At 60.4% G+C, this 18291-nt stretch carries 16 protein-coding genes and 2 tRNA genes; 13 read left to right on the forward strand and 5 right to left on the reverse strand.

Going from position 1 to position 18291, the window contains the following annotated elements:
• Positions 1-110: 110 nt before the first annotated feature.
• The gene (fnrN, locus tag ACI2KA_RS13490; protein ID WP_404502789.1) at positions 111-836 is read right to left on the reverse strand and encodes a transcriptional regulator FnrN; all 726 of its coding nucleotides are present in this window, start codon (positions 834-836) and stop codon (positions 111-113) included.
• Positions 837-1049: 213 nt separating this feature from the next.
• Between fnrN and hemN the strand changes: the two genes are divergently transcribed.
• The 8 genes from hemN (at position 1050) to ACI2KA_RS13530 (ending at position 9147) form a co-directional block, all read left to right on the forward strand.
• Positions 1050-2399 carry an oxygen-independent coproporphyrinogen III oxidase gene (gene hemN, locus ACI2KA_RS13495; RefSeq protein ID WP_404502791.1) on the forward strand — a complete coding sequence of 450 codons (1350 nt, stop codon included), beginning with the start codon at positions 1050-1052 and terminating at the stop codon, positions 2397-2399.
• Positions 2400-2513: 114 nt separating this feature from the next.
• A complete protein-coding gene (locus tag ACI2KA_RS13500) occupies positions 2514-2798 on the forward strand; it encodes an acyl carrier protein (protein WP_003495848.1) in 285 nt (94 codons plus the stop codon).
• 88 nt (positions 2799-2886) lie between these two features.
• On the forward strand, positions 2887-3366 hold the full coding sequence (locus ACI2KA_RS13505; RefSeq protein WP_404502793.1) for a 3-hydroxyacyl-ACP dehydratase FabZ family protein: 480 nt from the start codon (positions 2887-2889) through the stop codon (positions 3364-3366).
• Between the two features lie 207 nt (positions 3367-3573).
• Positions 3574-4770, forward strand: a complete 1197-nt coding sequence (locus ACI2KA_RS13510) for a beta-ketoacyl-ACP synthase (RefSeq protein ID WP_404502795.1) — start codon at positions 3574-3576, stop codon at positions 4768-4770.
• Positions 4771-4781: 11 nt separating this feature from the next.
• Positions 4782-6065, forward strand: a complete 1284-nt coding sequence (locus tag ACI2KA_RS13515) for a beta-ketoacyl-ACP synthase (protein WP_065115765.1) — start codon at positions 4782-4784, stop codon at positions 6063-6065.
• 144 nt (positions 6066-6209) lie between these two features.
• The gene (locus ACI2KA_RS13520; RefSeq protein ID WP_404502797.1) at positions 6210-7238 is read left to right on the forward strand and encodes a zinc-binding dehydrogenase; all 1029 of its coding nucleotides are present in this window, start codon (positions 6210-6212) and stop codon (positions 7236-7238) included.
• A gap of 5 nt (positions 7239-7243) precedes the next feature.
• Positions 7244-8173: a lipid A biosynthesis lauroyl acyltransferase gene (locus ACI2KA_RS13525; RefSeq protein ID WP_404502799.1), complete on the forward strand. Its 930-nt coding sequence runs from the start codon at positions 7244-7246 to the stop codon at positions 8171-8173.
• Between the two features lie 278 nt (positions 8174-8451).
• Positions 8452-9147, forward strand: coding sequence for a hypothetical protein (locus ACI2KA_RS13530; protein ID WP_404502801.1), 696 nt, complete (start codon positions 8452-8454; stop codon positions 9145-9147).
• Between the two features lie 59 nt (positions 9148-9206).
• Here ACI2KA_RS13530 and ACI2KA_RS13535 read toward each other — a convergent pair whose 3' ends face one another.
• Positions 9207-10010 carry a TSUP family transporter gene (locus tag ACI2KA_RS13535; RefSeq protein WP_404502803.1) on the reverse strand — a complete coding sequence of 268 codons (804 nt, stop codon included), beginning with the start codon at positions 10008-10010 and terminating at the stop codon, positions 9207-9209.
• A 181-nt stretch (positions 10011-10191) separates the two neighbouring features.
• On the opposite strand from ACI2KA_RS13535, the gene ACI2KA_RS13540 reads away from it, so the two are divergent.
• From ACI2KA_RS13540 to recJ, 5 genes are all read left to right on the forward strand, one after another.
• Positions 10192-11151: a nucleoside hydrolase gene (locus ACI2KA_RS13540; RefSeq protein WP_404502805.1), complete on the forward strand. Its 960-nt coding sequence runs from the start codon at positions 10192-10194 to the stop codon at positions 11149-11151.
• 299 nt (positions 11152-11450) lie between these two features.
• On the forward strand, positions 11451-12671 hold the full coding sequence (locus ACI2KA_RS13545) for an LL-diaminopimelate aminotransferase (protein ID WP_035223305.1): 1221 nt from the start codon (positions 11451-11453) through the stop codon (positions 12669-12671).
• Between the two features lie 61 nt (positions 12672-12732).
• Complete coding sequence (locus ACI2KA_RS13550) at positions 12733-14043, forward strand: homoserine dehydrogenase (RefSeq protein ID WP_404502807.1); 1311 nt, start codon at positions 12733-12735, stop codon at positions 14041-14043.
• Between the two features lie 187 nt (positions 14044-14230).
• Positions 14231-14455 (forward strand): hypothetical protein, encoded by a 225-nt coding sequence (locus ACI2KA_RS13555; RefSeq protein WP_404502809.1) that lies wholly within the window; start codon positions 14231-14233, stop codon positions 14453-14455.
• Between the two features lie 103 nt (positions 14456-14558).
• Positions 14559-16367 (forward strand): single-stranded-DNA-specific exonuclease RecJ, encoded by a 1809-nt coding sequence (recJ, locus tag ACI2KA_RS13560; protein WP_404502998.1) that lies wholly within the window; start codon positions 14559-14561, stop codon positions 16365-16367.
• Positions 16368-16494: 127 nt separating this feature from the next.
• On the opposite strand, the gene ACI2KA_RS13565 is transcribed toward recJ, so the two are convergent.
• The 3 genes from ACI2KA_RS13565 to ACI2KA_RS13575 form a co-directional block, all read right to left on the reverse strand.
• Positions 16495-16569, reverse strand: a tRNA-Glu gene (locus ACI2KA_RS13565).
• A 449-nt stretch (positions 16570-17018) separates the two neighbouring features.
• A tRNA-Glu gene (locus tag ACI2KA_RS13570) sits at positions 17019-17093 on the reverse strand.
• Positions 17094-17512: 419 nt separating this feature from the next.
• On the reverse strand, positions 17513-18286 hold the full coding sequence (locus ACI2KA_RS13575; RefSeq protein ID WP_400818401.1) for an amino acid ABC transporter ATP-binding protein: 774 nt from the start codon (positions 18284-18286) through the stop codon (positions 17513-17515).
• Positions 18287-18291: the final 5 nt, after the last annotated feature.

Genomic DNA, 18291 nt, shown 5'->3' on the forward strand with positions numbered 1-18291 from the left:
CTGCTGGTTCTTGCCGGTTTTGCGCTCGCGCCGGCTCAGGCGCGCGCGCCGTATGTCAATATCGGAACATCCGCGCTTCAGGGACGATGAAGAAGGCGGCGAAGCGCTGGTCAGTCGTTGCCGGCGGCTTCGCTCAGCGCATCGAGATCAGGCACCGTGATATGGCGGTTGTTCTCGATGCGGATAATGCCTTCCTTGCGCAGCTTGGTCATTTGCCGGCTAACAGTCTCGATGGTGAGGCCGAGGAAATCGGCAATGTCGGCGCGTGACAGCGGCAGGTCGAAAGCCGATTTGTCATCGTTTTCCGGATCGATATGGGTGGCGATCATATAAAGGAAGCTGGCAACCTTTTCCTGCGCCGATTTGCGGCCGAGCGTCAGCATCCAGTCGCGCGCTTCGTCCAGTTCCTTCAGCGACTGATTGTGGAGCTTGCGCTCCATGTCCGGCACTTCGCAGACCATGCGGTCCACGACGCGGCGTGGGAAAAGGCAGATTTCCACATCGGTTGCCGCCTCCGCCGTCATCTTGCTTTCGGCCATGAACGGCCGGCCGAGAAAATCCGGCGCGAATTGCAGCCCGACGATCTGCTGGCGGCCGTCCGACATCATTTTCGACAGCTTCACCACGCCATTGAGGATATTGCCGTAGGAGGTGACGAGTTCGCCCTGGCCAAGCAGCTCGTTGCCGGCTTGCAGTTTCTTGCGGCTGGAATGGCGGTTAAGATCGCATAGTTGCTGCGGTGTCAGCGTGCTGCATAGACCGCCGTGACGCGCCTCGCACGAGCGGCAGACGACGGGCTCTTCCGAATTGTGGATGGTTTTCTGCAGCGTATCCATAAGCCTTTTCCAATGCTGGCTTTTTCGGAACGATTGCGACCGTGGGTATCAGATCCGGTCCCTCTGAAGGCTTGCGCCGCGTAGCCGTCGCCCCCGCGTCTACTTTAGCAAGAACTTACGGTGCAATTTGATTGAAGTCAAAGTTGCAAACTGTCGCAGCCGTTACTGAAAGAGAGGAAATCGACATTTTCTTGATAAAAGGCAAATCCGGTGATGAATACCGAACTTCTTCGCAAATATTCGGGCGCCGTGCCGCGTTACACCAGCTATCCCACCGCGCCGCATTTCCACGGGGGAATCGATAACGCCACCTATCGCGGCTGGCTCGGCGCGCTGGGTCACAGGAACCGGATATCGCTTTACCTGCATATTCCCTATTGCGACCGGCTGTGCTGGTTCTGCGCCTGTCATACCAAGCACACGCTGAAATACGAACCGATTGCCGTTTATCTGGAAGCGCTCAAGCGGGAGATCGAGGCGGTGGGCGCGCTTGTTTCACCCGATGCCGTGGTGAGCGCGGTGCATTTCGGCGGCGGTTCTCCCACCATGCTGAAGCCGCAGGACCTGCGGAGCCTGATGGACTGTCTGCGGCGTCACTTCACCTTCGGGCTCGCACCGGAAATCAGTGTTGAAATGGACCCCAACGATCTGGATGACGGCCGCTATGACGCGCTTGCCGCCATCGGCATGTCGCGGGCGAGCCTCGGCGTGCAGGATTTCGATGACAAAGTGCAAAAAACCATCAACCGTATCCAGTCGTTCGAACAGACGAAATCGGTGGTGGATGCCGTGCGGGCGAGGGGTGTGCATTCGGTCAATTGCGACATCCTTTACGGCCTTCCGTTCCAGAGCTGCGAGACATTGGAAAAGACCGTCGGTCAGATCGTCTCGCTCGATCCCGACCGCATCGCGCTTTTCGGTTATGCCCATGTGCCGTGGATGAAAAAACACCAGTCGCTGATCCCCGAACACGCGCTGCCTGACATTGGCGAGCGTTACCGCCAGATGACGATGGCAGGCGAGATGCTGAAAACGGCCGGTTACAGGGCGGTCGGCATCGATCATTTCGCCAGGCCGGCCGATACTCTCTGCCAGGCTGCAGAAGCGGGCGCCCTCAGGCGGAATTTCCAGGGCTATACCACCGACACGGCCGATGCGCTGATCGGGCTCGGCGCCTCGTCGATCGGCAGGCTGCCGCAGGGTTATGTGCAGAACATGGCGGCGACGGGGGAATATCAGCGTCTGGCGGGCGACGGCGGGCTTGCCGTCGTCAGGGGAATAGAACTGTCGGACGAGGATCATCTGCGCTCGCATGTGATCGAGAGGCTGATGTGCGATTTCTCGATCGATCTTTCGGATCTGCAACGGCGTTTCGGCAAGGGTAGCCGTTCGGTGAGGATGCAGGCTCAGCATTTTGCCGCAAGCGACCGGGACGGGGTGGTGCGTTTCGACGCCGATATTTTTGCGGTAACGGAGGCCGGAAGGCCCTTTGTGCGTAATATAGCGGCAATCTTCGACACCTATCTCGGCAATGGACGCGGCCGCCATTCGGTTGCTGTTTAGGCAACAGTTTTGGGGCAAATTTCAAAGTTACGTCACGAAACCATTGGCTTTTTTGTGCGACTTGCCTATGTGGTGCGTCAGACAGGATAATTCATACGAACGACAATAAGGATTATGGGCGTGACAGCTACATTCGACAAGGTTGCCGACATTATCGCCGAAACCAGCGAAATCGACCGCGAGACCATTACGCCGGAGAGCCACACGATCGACGATCTGGGCATCGACAGCCTCGACTTTCTTGATATCGTCTTTGCCATCGACAAGGAATTCGGCATCAAGATTCCGCTCGAGCAGTGGACGCAGGAAGTCAACGAAGGCAAGGTTTCCACCGAAGAATATTTCGTGCTGAAGAACCTCTGCGCCAAGATCGACGAATTGCGTGCAGCCAAGGGCTGATGTGACGATGCCCGCTTCCGGCGGGCATTTTCTTTTGATGCCGCCTGCGCGCAAACCATGACTAACCGACCAGAAACGGGCCGGACGAATGCTGCTTGAATATTTTCAGATGATCGACAAGGTCGAAGCCGTGGACATGACGGCGCGCACATTGAAGGCGCAGTCTGTCGTTCCCGACAAGAGCCCGGTGTTCGAAGGCCATTTCCCTGGCATGCCGCTGGTTCCGGGCGTGCTTCTGATCGAGACCATGGCGCAGGCCTCCGGCATGCTGGTTCTGGCATTTTCCGATTTTGCCTCCATGCCGTTCCTGATGTCGGTCGACGGCGCCAAGATGCGCACCTTCGTGGAGCCGGGCGCGGTTCTCGATATCGAGGCCGTGCTGGAGCATGACGGTTCCGGTTTCGCGGTCACCAAGGCGAAGATCACCTCTGCCGGCAAGAAGGTCTGCGACGCGCAGCTGAAGTTGCGCACCATGCCGTTCAGCGAAATCCCGCTTGGTCCGATTGTCAAGAAGCGGGCCGAGGAAGTCGGCCTGATCGCCGCCATTGCCGCAGACGCGCAGGGTTAAGCGTTTCCACCCGTTTCGAAGAGGGCCGCTTTGCCGCCGGCCCGGTTTCGAAGCATGAAAATCGTGGGCTCGCGACGGCGGAACAGGCCTTCACCATTGCCAATCCGCATCGCGGGCTTTATTCCGCAACACATGACGTGGTTGTTCGCAACCGCTGTGGATAGCCGTGACCGTTTCGGTGGGGCCGGCTGCAAAGGATGACAGACGATGAAATCTGACAATGATGTGGTGATAACAGGGGTCGGCATCGTGACCTGTCACGGCGTCGGCAGCCAGGCGCATGTGGCGCTTCTTTCTGGAGCCGCTGCGCCGGCGACGATTGTCGAGACCGAAAAGTTCAAGCCCTATCCGGTTCATCCCATGCCGGAGATCGACTGGTCGGCGCAGATCGCCAAGCGCGGCGACCAGCGCCAGATGGAAAACTGGCAGCGTCTCGGCGTGTTCGCCGCGGGTCTGGCGCTTGACGATGCCGGGCTGAAGGACAATGCCGAGGCCTGCGCCACCATGGACATGATCGTGGCGGCCGGCGGCGGTGAGCGCGACATCAATGTCGATACGCTGATCGTCGACGAGGCCCTGAAGCGCAACGACCGTGAAAAGCTGCTGAACGAGAAGCTGACGACGGAACTGCGCCCGACGCTGTTTCTCGCCCAGCTTTCCAACCTGATGGCCGGCAATATCTCCATCGTGCACAAGGTCACCGGTTCGTCCCGCACCTTCATGGGCGAAGAAGCGGCCGGCATTTCCGCCGTCGAAACCGCATTCCACCGCATCCGTTCCGGCGAATCGAGCCATGCCCTTGTCGGCGGCGCCTTCTCGGCTGAACGTCCCGACATGATCCTGCTGTTTGAAGCCATCGGCGCGCATGCGCAGGGCGGCTGGCAGCCGCTGTGGTCGCGTGAAAGCCAGGACGGCGGCGGCATGATTTCCGGTTCGCTCGGCGCCTTCCTCGTGCTGGAATCGCGCAAGCATGCCAGCGCGCGCGGCGCGCGGGTTTATGCCCGTATCGACGCCATTGAGGGCGACCGCGGCAGCCGCGATGACGGCAAGATGGAAAAGCGCATGGAGCGCCTGCTTGCGCCTGCAAAGGACAGCGCTGCGACCGTCGTGTTTTCCGGCGCCAGCGGTCATGACGGCGTGACGGCCCGCGAGAAGGACATTCTCGAAAAAGCCCTGCCGAATGCTGCCATTCGTGGTTTTGGCGGTATCACCGGCCATGGACTTGAAGCACAGTTTCCGCTCGGCCTCGCGCTCGCGGCGCTGACGCTTGAAAGCGGCGCGAAGGTTCCTACCTTCGACGCGGCTGCGGAAAAGCCCATGGGCGAAGCGGCGAGCGAAGCCGTTGTCACCACCGTCGGCCATGTGCGCGGCGAAGGTGTCGCCGTTCTGTCGCGCGACGTTTGAGGAGAAAGACCATGACTTCCAATTTCAGGGATCATCTCGGTCGCCCGATCGTCGCCGTCACCGGCATGGGCATCATCACCTCGCTCGGGCAGGGGCTTGCCGATAACTGGGCGGCGCTGACGTCGGGCAAGTCGGGCATCCACAAGATCACCCGTTTCCCGACCGAGGGGCTTTCGACGCGGATCAGCGGCACGGTGGATTTCATCGATATCCCGGTTCCGAATTCCGTCGAGCGTTCCTATGCTTTTGCCCGCGAAACCACCATCGAGGCTCTGGCGCAGGCCGGCATCTCCGGCGATTTCGACGGTCCGCTGTTTCTCGCAGCGCCGCCGATCGAACCGGAATGGAGCGCCCGTTTCGAGCTTGCCGACCGGTCTCCGCCGGCCGCCCAGCCGGGTGATGCCTATGAACGTTTCCTGACGGCCTTCCGGCAGCGTCCCGACCCGGCCTTCCAGGAAGCGGCCCTGTTCGGCGCGATTTCCGAGCGTCTTTCCGACCGTTTCGGCACACGCGGCCTGCCGGTCACGCTGTCCACCGCCTGTGCATCGGGCGCGACCGCGATCCAGCTTGGCGTCGAAGCCATCCGCCAGGGCCGCACGGAGCGGGCGCTGACGGTTGCGACCGACGGTTCGGTCAGCGCCGAAGCGCTGATCCGCTTTTCGCTTCTCTCCGCGCTTTCGACCCAGAACGACCCGCCGGAAAAGGCCTCCAAGCCGTTCAGCAAGGACCGCGACGGTTTCGTGATCGCCGAAGGCGCTGCGACGCTGGTGCTGGAATCGCTCGAAGCGGCCGTTGCACGCGGTGCGAAGGTGCTCGGCATCATCAAGGGTGCGGGTGAAAAGGCCGACAGCTTCCACCGCACCCGGTCTTCGCCCGATGGCGGACCGGCGATTGCGACGATCCGCGCGGCGCTGGCCGATGCGGGCGTGGCCGAAAGCGATATCGGCTATATCAACGCCCACGGCACCTCGACGCCGGAAAACGACAAGATGGAATATGGCTCGATGCTGGCCGTCTTCGGCGAAGGCCTGAAGGATATTCCGCTGTCGTCCAACAAGTCGATGATCGGTCATACCCTGACCGCAGCAGGCGCCGTGGAAGCGGTATTCTCGCTGCAGACCATGCTGACCGGCACTTTGCCGCCGACGATCAACTACAACAATCCCGATCCGACCATCACGCTCGACGTGGTGCCGAATGTGAAGCGGGATGCGCAGGTGGGCGCGGTTCTCTCCAACTCCTTCGGGTTTGGCGGGCAGAATGCAAGCCTTGTCATGACGCGGGAACCGGCTTAACCGGTTTCGCCATCAACAGGAGCGTTTCCGAGGCAATTGCGGAAACGCTCTCGCTTCTTTGATTACGCATTCCGGCCGCAAAACCGTTACAGAGTTTTGCTGGAATGATTTTTAGATAAACGCCCTCGGGCGAAGGACTGATATATGCGCGCTCTTCAACTCGTGGACGACCGGAAGCTCGAAAAAGTGGACCTGCCCGAACCGGATGCGCCGGCACCGGGCGAGGTGACGCTGCGCGTCAAGGCCGTGGCGCTCAACCACATCGACGTATGGGGCTGGCGCGGCATGGCTTTCGCCAAGCGCAAGATGCCGCTCACCATTGGCGCCGAGGCTTCGGGCGTGGTCGAGGCCATCGGTCCGGGCGTTTCGAACGTGCTGCCCGGCCAGCTCGTCGCGATCTATGGCGCGCGCACCTGCGGGCTGTGCAAGCCCTGTCGCGAAGGCCGTGACAATCTGTGCGAACATGTCCAGGGCGTGCACGGTTTCCATCTCGACGGTTTCGCGCAGGAAAAGATCAATATTCCCGCCCGTCAGCTCGTGCCGGCACCGCATGGCATTGACGCCGTTGCTGCGGCTCTGGCGCCGGTGACCTTCGGCACCGTCGAGCATATGCTGTTCGACAATGCCAAGCTCGAGCCCGGCGAAACCATTCTCATCCATGCCGGTGGTTCCGGCATCGGCACGGCGGCGATCCAGCTTGCCAAGAAGATGGGCTGCACCGTCATCACCACCGTCGGTTCCGACGACAAGATCGAACGGGCGAAGGCGCTGGGCGCCGACCACGTCATCAACTACCGCACCGACCGTTTCGAAGGCGTCGTGCGCAAGCTGACGAAAAAGAAGGGCGTCGACGTTGTCTTCGAACATGTCGGCAAGGACACCTTCGTCGCCTCGATGTTCTCGCTGAAGCGCGGCGGCCGCCTCGTCACCTGCGGTTCCACCTCGGGCGTTTCCACCGACATCAATCTGATGATGCTGTTCCAGCAGCAGCTGAAACTGCTCGGCTCCTTCGGCTGCCGCATGGAAAACATGGCCAATGCCATGCAGAAGATGGCGCGCGGCATCGTTCATCCCGTCATCGACACCGAAGTTACCTTCGACGATATCGACCGGGCGCTGGAGCGCATGGAGACGCGCCAGGTGTTCGGCAAGATCGTTCTGCGGATGGACTGACCATCGTGAAACTGTTCCTGACGCGGATCGTCCTGAAACTGGACCACTTCCGGCAGTGGCTGATTGCGACATTCGCTTTCGGCCTGCTCAACCTGCTGAAGCTTTTCCCCGCCGATGCGGGCATTCGCGCCGCCGACCGGCTGGCGCGCTTCGTGGGGCCGAAAACCGGCCGCCACAAGCTGATGCTTCATAATCTGGCGCGCGCCTTTCCGGAGAAATCCGAAGAAGAGCGGCTTGAGATCGCCATGGACAGCTGGGCCAATATGGGCCGGCTGGCGGCGGAATATGTGTTTCTCGACCGGCTGTTCGATTTCGATCCGGAAAAGAACGAGCCGGGCCGCATCGAGGTCGAGGGCATCCCGACCTTTCTCGAGCTGCGCGACAATCCGCGGCCCTTCATCGTCTTTACCGCCCATAGCGGCAATTTCGAGCTGCTGCCGGTGGCCGGCTCGGCCTTCGGCCTTGATGTAACGGTACTGTTCCGGCCGCCGAACAATCCTTTCGTGGCCGACAAGGTGTTCAATTTCCGCAAGGAGCGCATGGGCAACCTTGTGCCATCGCATGCGGGCTCCTCCTTTGCCTTAGCGCGGCAGCTGGAAAAGGGCGGCGGTGTCGGCGTGCTTGTCGACCAGAAATTCAGCAAGGGTTTGACGACGAAATTCTTCGGGCTCGAGGTGCGCACCAATCCACTCCTGGCCAAGCTGGTGCGGCAGTTCAACTGCGATGTCTATCCCGCCCGCTGCGTGCGCCTGCCGGACAACCGCTACCGTCTGGAAATCGAACCGAAGGTCGAGATTCCCCGCGATGAAAGAGGCAATGTCGATATTCAGGCAACGGCGCAGCTTCTGAACGACAAGGTGGAAAGCTGGGTGCGGGAATATCCCGGACAATGGTTGTGGTATCACGACCGCTGGGACGTGAAGCACCAGATCTGAGGCCTTCAGCCGCCAGTGCGTTTTTCACAATTCATATTAAATTCGACCGCGAAATTGTGCGTTTCGATATTTTTCCATATTAGTGGAACCTCATTTTTCGTTCATGGATTATCGAAATTGAAAAAATAGCGGTGGCTGTGATATTTTGGACAACAATCCCCACGGCGTTTCCGCGCTTCGTTACGTCATTTTTAAGCGCGAAGACGCTATAATCGGGGGTAAAGGGTTTATCCTTTCGGATTGGGAGCGGGGTGTTTGCCCGCTCAGGGAGAATTGGGTTGAAAGATTTGATTGAGCTGTTCTGGCTGCGTTATACGGAACTGCAATCTGCCGTTGGTAAAAACGAAGCCGACAAGATCGCGGTGCTGGAGCGTGAACTGGAGCAGCTTCTCGAGCGTGTCGTCGGGCGTCAGACGGAGAGCTCCGAAGATATTCGCGAGCAGTTCCGTTTCGCCATCGATCTCCTCAATCATGAAGCGGAAGACCTTGGTTGCGTGCAGCGCAATTCCGAGCTTCTGCGCACGCTTGTCGATCGCTATGTCGGCATGCCGCCGAAGGCGAAGGTCATCGGCGACGAGGACGAAGACACTCTGGAGTGGCACCACCGTCACCTGATCCTCGACGAGGACATGCTCAACGATCTTGACGAACCGGTGGTCATTGTTTCCCCCGGTTACAGGGTCTCCTTTGCCAATGCGCTCGATGCCTTCCAGCGCAATGCGCCCGAAGGGCTTTTGGGCTGCCACATTGCCGAGCTTGTCGGTGTGCATCGTTTCCAGAACGACCTCAGGGAAAAGCTCGACAATTGCTTCAAGGGCGACACGTCGAAATATACCTATGCGGAAGACCAGAACGGCCGCACGGTCGTGAAATCGCTGGAAATGTCGCCCTGCTACTCCTCCGCCTACAAGCTCGTGGGCGCCATGGTGGTGATCCGGGAAATCGCCGATCGCCGGCGCCGCGCCGCCGGCTGACCTGTCGGAGCGCCTGCCGTCCGCCCGTTGATGACGGGGGCACGGCGCTTCGTCATCGCCTATTTCGGGAAGATTGTTTCCCAGATCGTGGCGATGGACCAGGCGGACGACGCATCGACGAGCAGCTTCGTCGCCATTGCCATACAGGACAGAACGAGAAGCGGGCGGATGATCTTCGCGCCGTTTTTCATGGCGAAGCGTGATCCGATCTGCGCGCCGATGAACTGGCCCACACCCATGGCCAATCCCAGCTTCCAAAGAACTGCACCGCCAATGGCGAAGACGACAAAGCCGCCGAAATTCGAACCGAGGTTTAAGAGCTTGGTATGGGCGGTCGCCTTCAGCATGCCGAAACCGGCGAGCGCCACAAAAGCCAGCATATAGAAGGACCCGGCACCGGGGCCGAAAACACCGTCGTAAAAACCGACCAGCGGCGCGACGGTAAGGCCGAACACGAAAGGCGTGATGCGGCGGTGGCTGTCGATATCGGTGAGCTGCGGCTTGAAGGCGAAATAAAGCGCAATCGCAATCAGCAGGAACGGCATGATGGTGCGCAACAGGTCGGCCGGCACGAAGGCGGCGGTGACGGCGCCGAGCCCGCCGCCGAGCATGGCCATGACGGCCATGGGCAATTGTTCCCTCAGATTGACATGGCCGCGCCGGGCATAGGCGATGGTGGCGGAGGCCGAGCCGAACTGCGATTGCAGCTTGTTGGTGCCGAGCGTATCGAGCGGCGCGATACCCATGATCAGCATCGCCGGAATGGTGATGAGACCGCCGCCGCCGGCGATGGAATCGATAAATCCGGCAAAGATGGCGACGCAGAAAAGGACGAGAAAAACGTTGAGGGCGATGTCTTGCACTTGATATGTCCGGGCAGGCGGAAGGAGAGGGCTTCTTCTTTCACCGAAAGGATGACTGCGCAATCTCTTTCTGTGCGTTCGGCTGCGGGCAGGGGATTGCGGTGTGGCCGCTTATCGCTATGTTTCCGTGGCGCGTCGCCAGAAGGACGGTTGACGCCTGAGACACATGGATGAGGGCATTATGCATAAAGTGATATTCGATACGGATCCCGGTGTGGACGACGCCATGGCGCTTCTGTTCCTGCATCGCCACCCCGATATCGATCTGATCGGCGTCACCACGGTTTTCGGCAACGCCCCCATCGATATCACCACCCGCAATGCGCTTTTCCTCAAGCGGGAATGGCAGATGACAGCGACAGTTGCCAGGGGTGCGGGCATGACCTTCGATCCTGCCCGCAAGGAAGGCCACTGGCCCACCTTCATCCACGGCGAAAACGGGCTCGGTGACATCGATATCCCCGAGACCATCGATCTGCCGCTCGATCCGCGCCCGGCGCATCGTTTCATCATCGAGACGGTGAAGGCCCATCCCGGCGAGGTGACGCTGATCGCCGTCGGCCGAATGACCAATCTGGCGCTGGCGCTGAGAGAAGAGCCGGATTTCGCTGCGCTGGTGAAGGAGGTCATCGTCATGGGCGGTGCCTTCGACATCAACGGCAACGTCTCGCCGGCGGCCGAGGCCAATATTCATGGCGACCCGGAAGCGGCCGATCTCGTCTTCACCGCCCCCTGGCGGGTGGTCGTCGTCGGTCTCGATGTCACGACAAGGACCGTGATGACCAGCGCCTTCATGGCGGAGATGGCAGAGGCCGGCGGCAAGCCGGTGCAGCTGCTTTCCGACCTGTCGCAGTTCTATATCGATTTCTACAAGACCCGCACCGGCGACGGCATGGTGGTGCATGACAGCTGCGCCTGCGTCTATCTCGTCGCGCCGGAACTGTTTACCACCCGCAGCGGCCCGGTGCGCGTCGTCTGCGGCGGACTTGCCGACGGCCAGACCATCCAGAAGCCGGATGGCCGCGCCTTTCCGCCGGGCGACTGGGACGGGCATCCGAGCCAGCTCGTCTGCACGGATATCGAGCCGGAGCGCGTGCTTTCGCTCATCCGCGCGGCAATTGTGAAGGGCGAGCGCGGCTGAACGGCAGGAATGGCCGTTCTTGAGCATGGCTTGCCTTGCATTTTCCAAGAATCTGGCGTTATGCAAGTTCCTTGATCCCATTGCGCGATCCGTCTTGCCGCAGGCCGCTGGAAAGCCGTGCCGAAGGCAAGGGCAATGACCGCGCGCCGCGTGGGCCGAGAAAAGCCTTGTAGGTTTTCCCGTGCTTTGCGGTACAATGAATAACGCCTGCCGGATCGGTTCGTGTCGGCGGCGTTTAAAAACAAAAACGAACCTTCGTTATGGGCCGGCAGTACCGGTCCATTCCCATGAGGAAAGAGATGGAAGAGTTTCACAAGGTCCGGCGTCTGCCGCAATACGTCTTCGAACAGGTCAACCGTTTGAAAGCGAGCGCGCGAGCGGCCGGGGCCGATATCATCGATCTCGGCATGGGCAATCCCGACCTTCCGACCCCGAAGGCGATCGTCGACAAGCTTTGCGAGGTCGTTCAGGATCCGCGCACCCATCGTTATTCCTCGTCCAAGGGCATCCCCGGCCTTCGCCGCGCGCAGGCCGCCTACTACGCCCGCCGTTTCGGCGTGAAGCTGAACCCCGACACGCAGGTTGTCGCCACGCTCGGTTCCAAGGAAGGCTTCGCCAACATGGCGCAGGCCATTACCGCACCTGGCGACGTCATCCTGTGTCCGAACCCGACCTATCCGATCCATGCCTTCGGTTTCCTGATGGCGGGCGGCGTCATCCGTTCGATGAATGTCGAGCCGGATGAGAGCTTCTTCGGGCCGCTGGAGCGCGCGGTGCGCCACTCCATTCCCAAACCTCTGGCGCTGATCATCAACTACCCGTCGAACCCGACGGCGCATGTCGCCTCGCTCGATTTCTACAAGGACGTCATCGCATTCGCGAAGAAGCACGAGATCATCGTGTTGTCCGACCTTGCCTATTCGGAAATCTATTTCGACGAAAACAATCCGCCGCCATCCGTTCTGGAAGTTCCCGGCGCCATCGACGTTGCGGTGGAGTTCACCTCGATGTCGAAGACCTTCTCCATGCCCGGCTGGCGCATGGGCTTTGCCGTCGGCAACGAGCGGCTGATCGCGGCGCTGACGCGCGTGAAGTCCTATCTCGATTACGGCGCCTTCACGCCGATCCAGGTTGCGGCGACCCATGCGCTGAACGGCGACGGTTCCGACATTGCCGAAGTGCGCAATGTCTATCGCCGCCGCCGCGATGTGATGGTCGACACCTTCGGCAAGGCCGGTTTCGAGGTTCCGCCGCCGGCGGCGACCATGTTCGCCTGGGCGAAGATCCCGGAAAAGTTCCGCCATCTCGGCAGCCTGGAATTCTCCAAGCTTCTGGTCGAGAAGGCCGATATTGCCGTTGCTCCCGGCATCGGCTTTGGCGAGATGGGCGACGATTACGTCCGTCTCGCGCTCGTGGAGAACGAGCATCGAATTCGTCAGGCAGCGCGCAATCTGAAGCGTTTCCTGTCGAGCGCAGACGAAACGATGCATAACGTCGTTTCGCTCAACGCCCACAGATAAGGGCAACCCAAGGCGGCCGGGCCTCGGCCGCCATCATCACCAGCAAATCAGGAACATACCCATGGCAGATTCATTGAGAATCGGCATAGCGGGCCTCGGCACTGTCGGCGCTTCGCTCGTGCGCATCCTCCAGCAGAGAAGCAACGAACTTGCGATTACCTGCGGACGCGCGATTGAGATTATTGCGGTAAGCGCGCGCGACCGTTCGCGCGACCGCGGCATCGATCTCAAGGGTATTGCCTGGTTCGATACGCCGGAGCAGCTGGCGAGCGAAGCCGATATCGACGTCTTTGTCGAATTGGTCGGCGGCGCTTCCGGCCAGGCGGAAAATGCGGTGCGGGCTGCACTGGCGCGCGGTCTCCATGTGGTGACGGCCAATAAGGCGCTGCTGGCCAAGCATGGCGTTGAACTGGCGACCATAGCCGAAGACAAGGGCGCGCTTCTCAACTTCGAAGCGGCGGTGGCCGGCGGCATCCCGGTCATCAAGGCGCTGCGCGAGTCTTTGACCGGCAACCATGTGTCGCGCATCTACGGCATCATGAACGGCACCTGCAACTACATCCTCACCAAGATGGAGAAGGAAGGGCTGTCCTTCGAAGCCTGTCTGAAGGAAGCGCAGCGGCTGGGTTATGCCGAAGCCGATCCGGCCTTCGACATCGAAGGTAACGACACCGCCCACAAGCTCGCCATCCTGACGACTCTTGCCTTCGGCAACAAGATTTCGGCCGACGACATCTATCTGGAAGGCATCACCAATATTTCCAGCGAGGATATTCAGGCGGCCGCCGACCTCGGTTACCGCATCAAGCTTCTCGGCGTGGCGCAGGTGACCGAATCCGGCATCGAGCAGCGCGTGCATCCGACCATGGTGCCGCTCGATTCCGTCATCGCCCAGGTGGATGGCGTCACCAATGCGGTGGCGATCGAATCCGACATTCTCGGCGAATTGCTGATGGTCGGCCCGGGTGCCGGCGGCAACGCCACGGCATCTGCCGTGCTGGGCGACATCGCCGATATCGCCAAGAGCCGCCCGGGCGCCCAGCAGGTGCCCGTTCTCGGCCGTCCGGCAAAATCTCTGACGGACTATCGCCGCGCCAAGATGAAGAGCCATGAGGGCGGTTATTTCATCCGCCTGACGGTGAAGGATCAGGCCGGCGTCTTCGCCTCCATCGCCAGCCGCATGGCGGATAACAACATCTCGCTGGAATCCATCGTGCAGCGTCAGCGCGTGCATGTGGAAGGCGCGCCGCAGACCATCATCCTCGTCACCCATGCGACGATGGAAGATGCGATCCGCAAGGCGGTGAAGGCGATCAAGAACGAGAAATATCTGGTCAGCGAGCCGCAGGTCATCCGCATCGAGCGGACCTGAGACTCGTCGTTATCTTGATGACATCGAGAGCCGCGCTTCCATCTGGAGGCGCGGTTTTTTGTTGCCTAGCTGCCCGCATCGCGCCGGTGTTCCGAAGTCCATAAAATTTGAGGGGAAGGCGTCGGAACCGCTGGAAAACAAGGCGATTCGGCACTATGGTTAATCCTGTTCACCAAGCGAGGGAGGCGTGGCCGTGACATCGATCATTCTGTTCAAGGACAACAAACGCGCCGGCGTTCCGGTCACCCATCACCGGCTGCGGCCGCATAATGCCAACGACAATATTCGCAGCATGGAATTCGACATGGCCGAGCATGAGCGCAACTGGTGTTCGCTGGCCGTCTTTTCGTTATTGCTGCTGGTGGGCGCTGTATCGATCGTCAGCCCGTTTTTTTCGATTTTTGCGGTGTGACAGCCGGATCAGGCGTTTTTGCTTGAAAAACGTCCCATCGCCATTTAGCCCGTTCTAAGCATTAAAGCGCCGATATAGGCGCATGACAGGACGAATGGACAGGATGGCGATGATGGAGCCGGCCGATACCGTGGCGCGCGCATTTTTAAGCGTGGAGCGGTCGGCGACAGAACAGCGCTGGGTGTCACGGCTGGATCAGGCCGGACAGAACCGTGCGTTGGCCATGTCCCAGATCCACGCCATTCCCGAACTGATCGCGCGGGTGCTTGCTGGGCGTGGGGTGGGTGTCGATGACGCCCTGGCCTTCCTCGATCCGACCATACGCTCGCTGATGCCCGACCCGCATATGCTGACCGATTGCGAGAAGGCCGCTGGGCGGCTGGTGCGCGCCATCGAGACCGGTGAGAAGGTGGCGATCTTCGGTGACTACGATGTCGACGGCGCGGCCTCTTCGGCGTTGATGTTTCGCTTTCTCGCGCATTTCGGGCTGACGCCGGAAATTTATATTCCCGATCGCATTTTCGAAGGCTATGGGCCGAACCCGGCGGCGATGCAGCAGCTTGCCGCCAATGGCGCGACGCTGATCGTGACGGTCGACTGCGGCTCCACCAGCCATGAATCGCTGCAGGCCGCAAAAGACGCGGGAACGGATGTGGTGGTGATCGACCATCACCAGGTCGGCACGGAACTGCCGCCGGCCGTGGCGCTGGTCAATCCCAACCGTGAGGACGATCTGTCCGGGCAGGGGCATCTCTGCGCCGCCGGCGTGGTGTTCCTCGTGCTGGTGGCCACGCTGCGCATGCTGAAGGACAGGCGCAACCGGCAGGCCTTCACGCTCGACCTGCTGTCGCTGCTCGATATTGTCGCGCTCGCGACGGTGTGCGATGTGGTGCCGCTGAAGGGGCTGAACCGCGCTTATGTGGTGAAGGGGCTGATTGCCGCGCGCCATATGAACAATGCGGGGCTTGCGGCGCTGTTTAAAAAGGCCGGGCTGGGCGGGCCTGTCACGCCCTATCATTTCGGTTTCCTGATCGGGCCGCGCATCAATGCCGGCGGCCGCATCGGCGATGCCGCGCTCGGCAGCCGCCTCCTGACTATCGATGATGCTTTGCAGGCCGAGGTGATTGCCGAGCGGCTGGATGAGCTGAACCGCGAGCGGCAGGCCATGGAAGCCGCCATGCTGGCGGAAGCAGAGGCGGAGGCGCTGTTCGAATATGGTGACGGCTCGGGCGCGGGCGTCATCGTCACCGCCCGGGAGAACTGGCATCCCGGCATCGTCGGACTGCTTGCCTCGCGTCTGAAGGACCGTTTCCGCCGTCCCGCCTTCGCCATTGCCTTCGATCCTTCCGGCAAGGGCACGGGTTCCGGCCGCTCGATCAACGGCTTCGATATGGGGCGCATGGTGCGCGCCGCTGTGGAGGCGGGATTGCTGGTCAAGGGCGGTGGGCATGCCATGGCGGCCGGCCTGACGGTGGAGCGCGCCAATCTCGGCAAACTCAGGACTTTCTTCGAGGAAGCGGCGGCAAAGACCGTGAACGAGCTGGTGGAAAGCAGCGTGCTGAAGATCGACGGCGCCATCGGCGCGTCGGGCGCGACATTGCAGCTTGTCGACCAGCTGGAGCAGGCCGGTCCCTATGGCTCCGGTCATTCGCAGCCCATCTTTGCCGTGCCGGCGCATCGTCTGCGCGATGTGCGGCTTGTGGGTACAGCTCACGTCAAGATCACGCTGGAGGCCATGGACGGCTCGCGGCTTGATGGCATCGCCTTTCGCGCCGCCGAAGCCCCTCTGGGGCAGATGCTGATGAATGCGCGCGGCAGGAACATTCACGTCGCAGGCACCGTGGGCGCCGATCTCTGGCAGGGGCAGAGACGTGTGCAGCTGCGCGTTCTGGACGCGGCCTTCGCGCCTTGACGGCTGCGGATCGGTTCGAATTTTTGCGGATCAGCCCGACTGGCGCGCCGTCAACGGCAAACGTTCCGAAACTCACGCGTTACGTGAAGTTTTACGTGCAGAAGCCTGATTTTCAAGGAGAAGCAAGTGGCACGCCCTAGGGGAGTCGAACCCCTCTTTTCAGAATGAAAATCTGACGTCCTAACCGATAGACGAAGGGCGCGTGCGCTTGTGGTGTGGCGCCCTTATAGTCAGGCTCCGGAAGGTCTGCAAGCGGAAAAATTGATTTTTTTCGCTTCGCGACGAGTTTTTTTATGGAAGCCGAAAGGGCTGTGGAAAACTGTGACGGAACCGGCCAAGACCTTGAAATATCGCTCCAATCGCTGCGGGCGATAGTGCCCTCATACAGCGTGGAGGGTCAGTATGGCGGATTTCCAACCCTTAGCTGGCATCAAGCTGCAGTCCGGGACGAATGGACGCTGTGGTCGGGATGAGGGGAAAGGCAAGCCGGATGATCCGCCGGGTGGCATTTCATCCGGCTTGCCTTCCATCGGGGGGACGCCATTCTAACGTGCCGATCGGGAATCGGTTCCGCGGCAATGATGACGTGCGAAAAATTCGCGACGATAAGCGGATTGTAGAGATATTTTAGAGGGGAAACACGAAAGCAAGTGGCACGCCCTAGGGGAGTCGAACCCCTCTTTTCAGAATGAAAATCTGACGTCCTAACCGATAGACGAAGGGCGCGTGCGCTTGTGGTGTGGCGCCCTTATAGTCAGGCTCCCGATGGTCTGCAAGCGGAAAAACGCATGATTTGACAAAAAAATGACATGGGCGGCCACAAGCCCTGTAAAACAAGGATTCCTGTTTCGTAACAAATGGTTAAATGATTGGGGCGTTGCCGTTTTTGAGGCATTTCGCTGGGGGGCGCGGGCGGTGAAAAGACGACTCAGAGCGATTTTGGCGGGATTGCAACCGAACAGCCAGGGCGTGATGAGGGAGAACCCGTTTACCGTCATCCTCGCCCTCGAGGCAAGGATCCACTCTTCAGCCGCGCATGGATCCTCACCTCAGGGGCGAGGATGACGGTGGGTGTGGCGCACTGTTCCTGCAACAAAAACGGGGCCGAAACGGCCCCGCTGGATAATACGATAATGACTGCAGTCTCAGTGCAGAATCTGGCTGAGGAACAGCCGAGTGCGCTCGTGCTGCGGATTGTCGAAGAATTCGGCGGGCGAATTCTGTTCGACGATCTGGCCCTGGTCCATGAAGATGACGCGGTTGGCGACCTGGCGGGCAAAGCCCATTTCGTGGGTCACGCACAGCATGGTCATGCCGTCTTCGGCAAGACTGACCATGGTGTCGAGCACTTCTTTCACCATTTCCGGATCGAGCGCCGAGGTCGGCTCGTCGAACAGCATGATCTTCGGCTTCATGCACAGCGAGCGGGCAATCGCCACACGCTGCTGCTGGCCGCCGGAGAGCTGACCGGGGTACTTATGGGCCTGCTCGGGGATCTTGACGCGCTTCAGATAGTGCATCGCCACTTCCTCGGCTTCCTTCTTGGGCATCTTGCGAACCCAGATCGGCGCCAGCGTGCAGTTTTCGAGGATCGTCAGATGCGGGAAGAGGTTGAAGTGCTGGAATACCATGCCAACCTCGCGGCGCACCTCGTCGATCTTCTTGAGATCGTTGGTAAGCTCGATGCCATCGACATTGATCGTGCCCGACTGATGTTCTTCCAGCCGGTTGATGCAGCGGATCATGGTCGACTTGCCCGATCCCGAAGGACCGGCGATGACGATACGCTCGCCCTTCATCACCTTGAGATTGATGTCGCGCAGCACGTGGAAGTCGCCATACCACTTGTTCATGCCGATGAGTTCGATTGCCACGTCCGTTGTCGAGACGGCCAGTTTTTTTGCTTGGGTTTCTGCCATTTGAG

This window comes from Agrobacterium sp. NPDC089420, from assembly GCF_044900305.1.
Classification (GTDB): Bacteria; Pseudomonadota; Alphaproteobacteria; order Rhizobiales; family Rhizobiaceae; genus Agrobacterium.

What these genes read in the sequence shown, in the direction of transcription:
- fnrN (WP_404502789.1), bottom strand. Translation starts at nt 836, where the DNA reads ATGGATACGCTGCAGAAAACCATCCACAATTCGGAAGAGCCCGTCGTC.
- hemN (WP_404502791.1), top strand. Translation starts at nt 1,050, where the DNA reads ATGAATACCGAACTTCTTCGCAAATATTCGGGCGCCGTGCCGCGTTAC.
- ACI2KA_RS13500 (WP_003495848.1), top strand. Translation starts at nt 2,514, where the DNA reads ATGGGCGTGACAGCTACATTCGACAAGGTTGCCGACATTATCGCCGAA.
- ACI2KA_RS13505 (WP_404502793.1), top strand. Translation starts at nt 2,887, where the DNA reads ATGCTGCTTGAATATTTTCAGATGATCGACAAGGTCGAAGCCGTGGAC.
- ACI2KA_RS13510 (WP_404502795.1), top strand. Translation starts at nt 3,574, where the DNA reads ATGAAATCTGACAATGATGTGGTGATAACAGGGGTCGGCATCGTGACC.
- ACI2KA_RS13515 (WP_065115765.1), top strand. Translation starts at nt 4,782, where the DNA reads ATGACTTCCAATTTCAGGGATCATCTCGGTCGCCCGATCGTCGCCGTC.
- ACI2KA_RS13520 (WP_404502797.1), top strand. Translation starts at nt 6,210, where the DNA reads ATGCGCGCTCTTCAACTCGTGGACGACCGGAAGCTCGAAAAAGTGGAC.
- ACI2KA_RS13540 (WP_404502805.1), top strand. Translation starts at nt 10,192, where the DNA reads ATGCATAAAGTGATATTCGATACGGATCCCGGTGTGGACGACGCCATG.
- ACI2KA_RS13545 (WP_035223305.1), top strand. Translation starts at nt 11,451, where the DNA reads ATGGAAGAGTTTCACAAGGTCCGGCGTCTGCCGCAATACGTCTTCGAA.
- ACI2KA_RS13550 (WP_404502807.1), top strand. Translation starts at nt 12,733, where the DNA reads ATGGCAGATTCATTGAGAATCGGCATAGCGGGCCTCGGCACTGTCGGC.
- recJ (WP_404502998.1), top strand. Translation starts at nt 14,559, where the DNA reads ATGGCGATGATGGAGCCGGCCGATACCGTGGCGCGCGCATTTTTAAGC.
- ACI2KA_RS13575 (WP_400818401.1), bottom strand. Translation starts at nt 18,286, where the DNA reads ATGGCAGAAACCCAAGCAAAAAAACTGGCCGTCTCGACAACGGACGTG.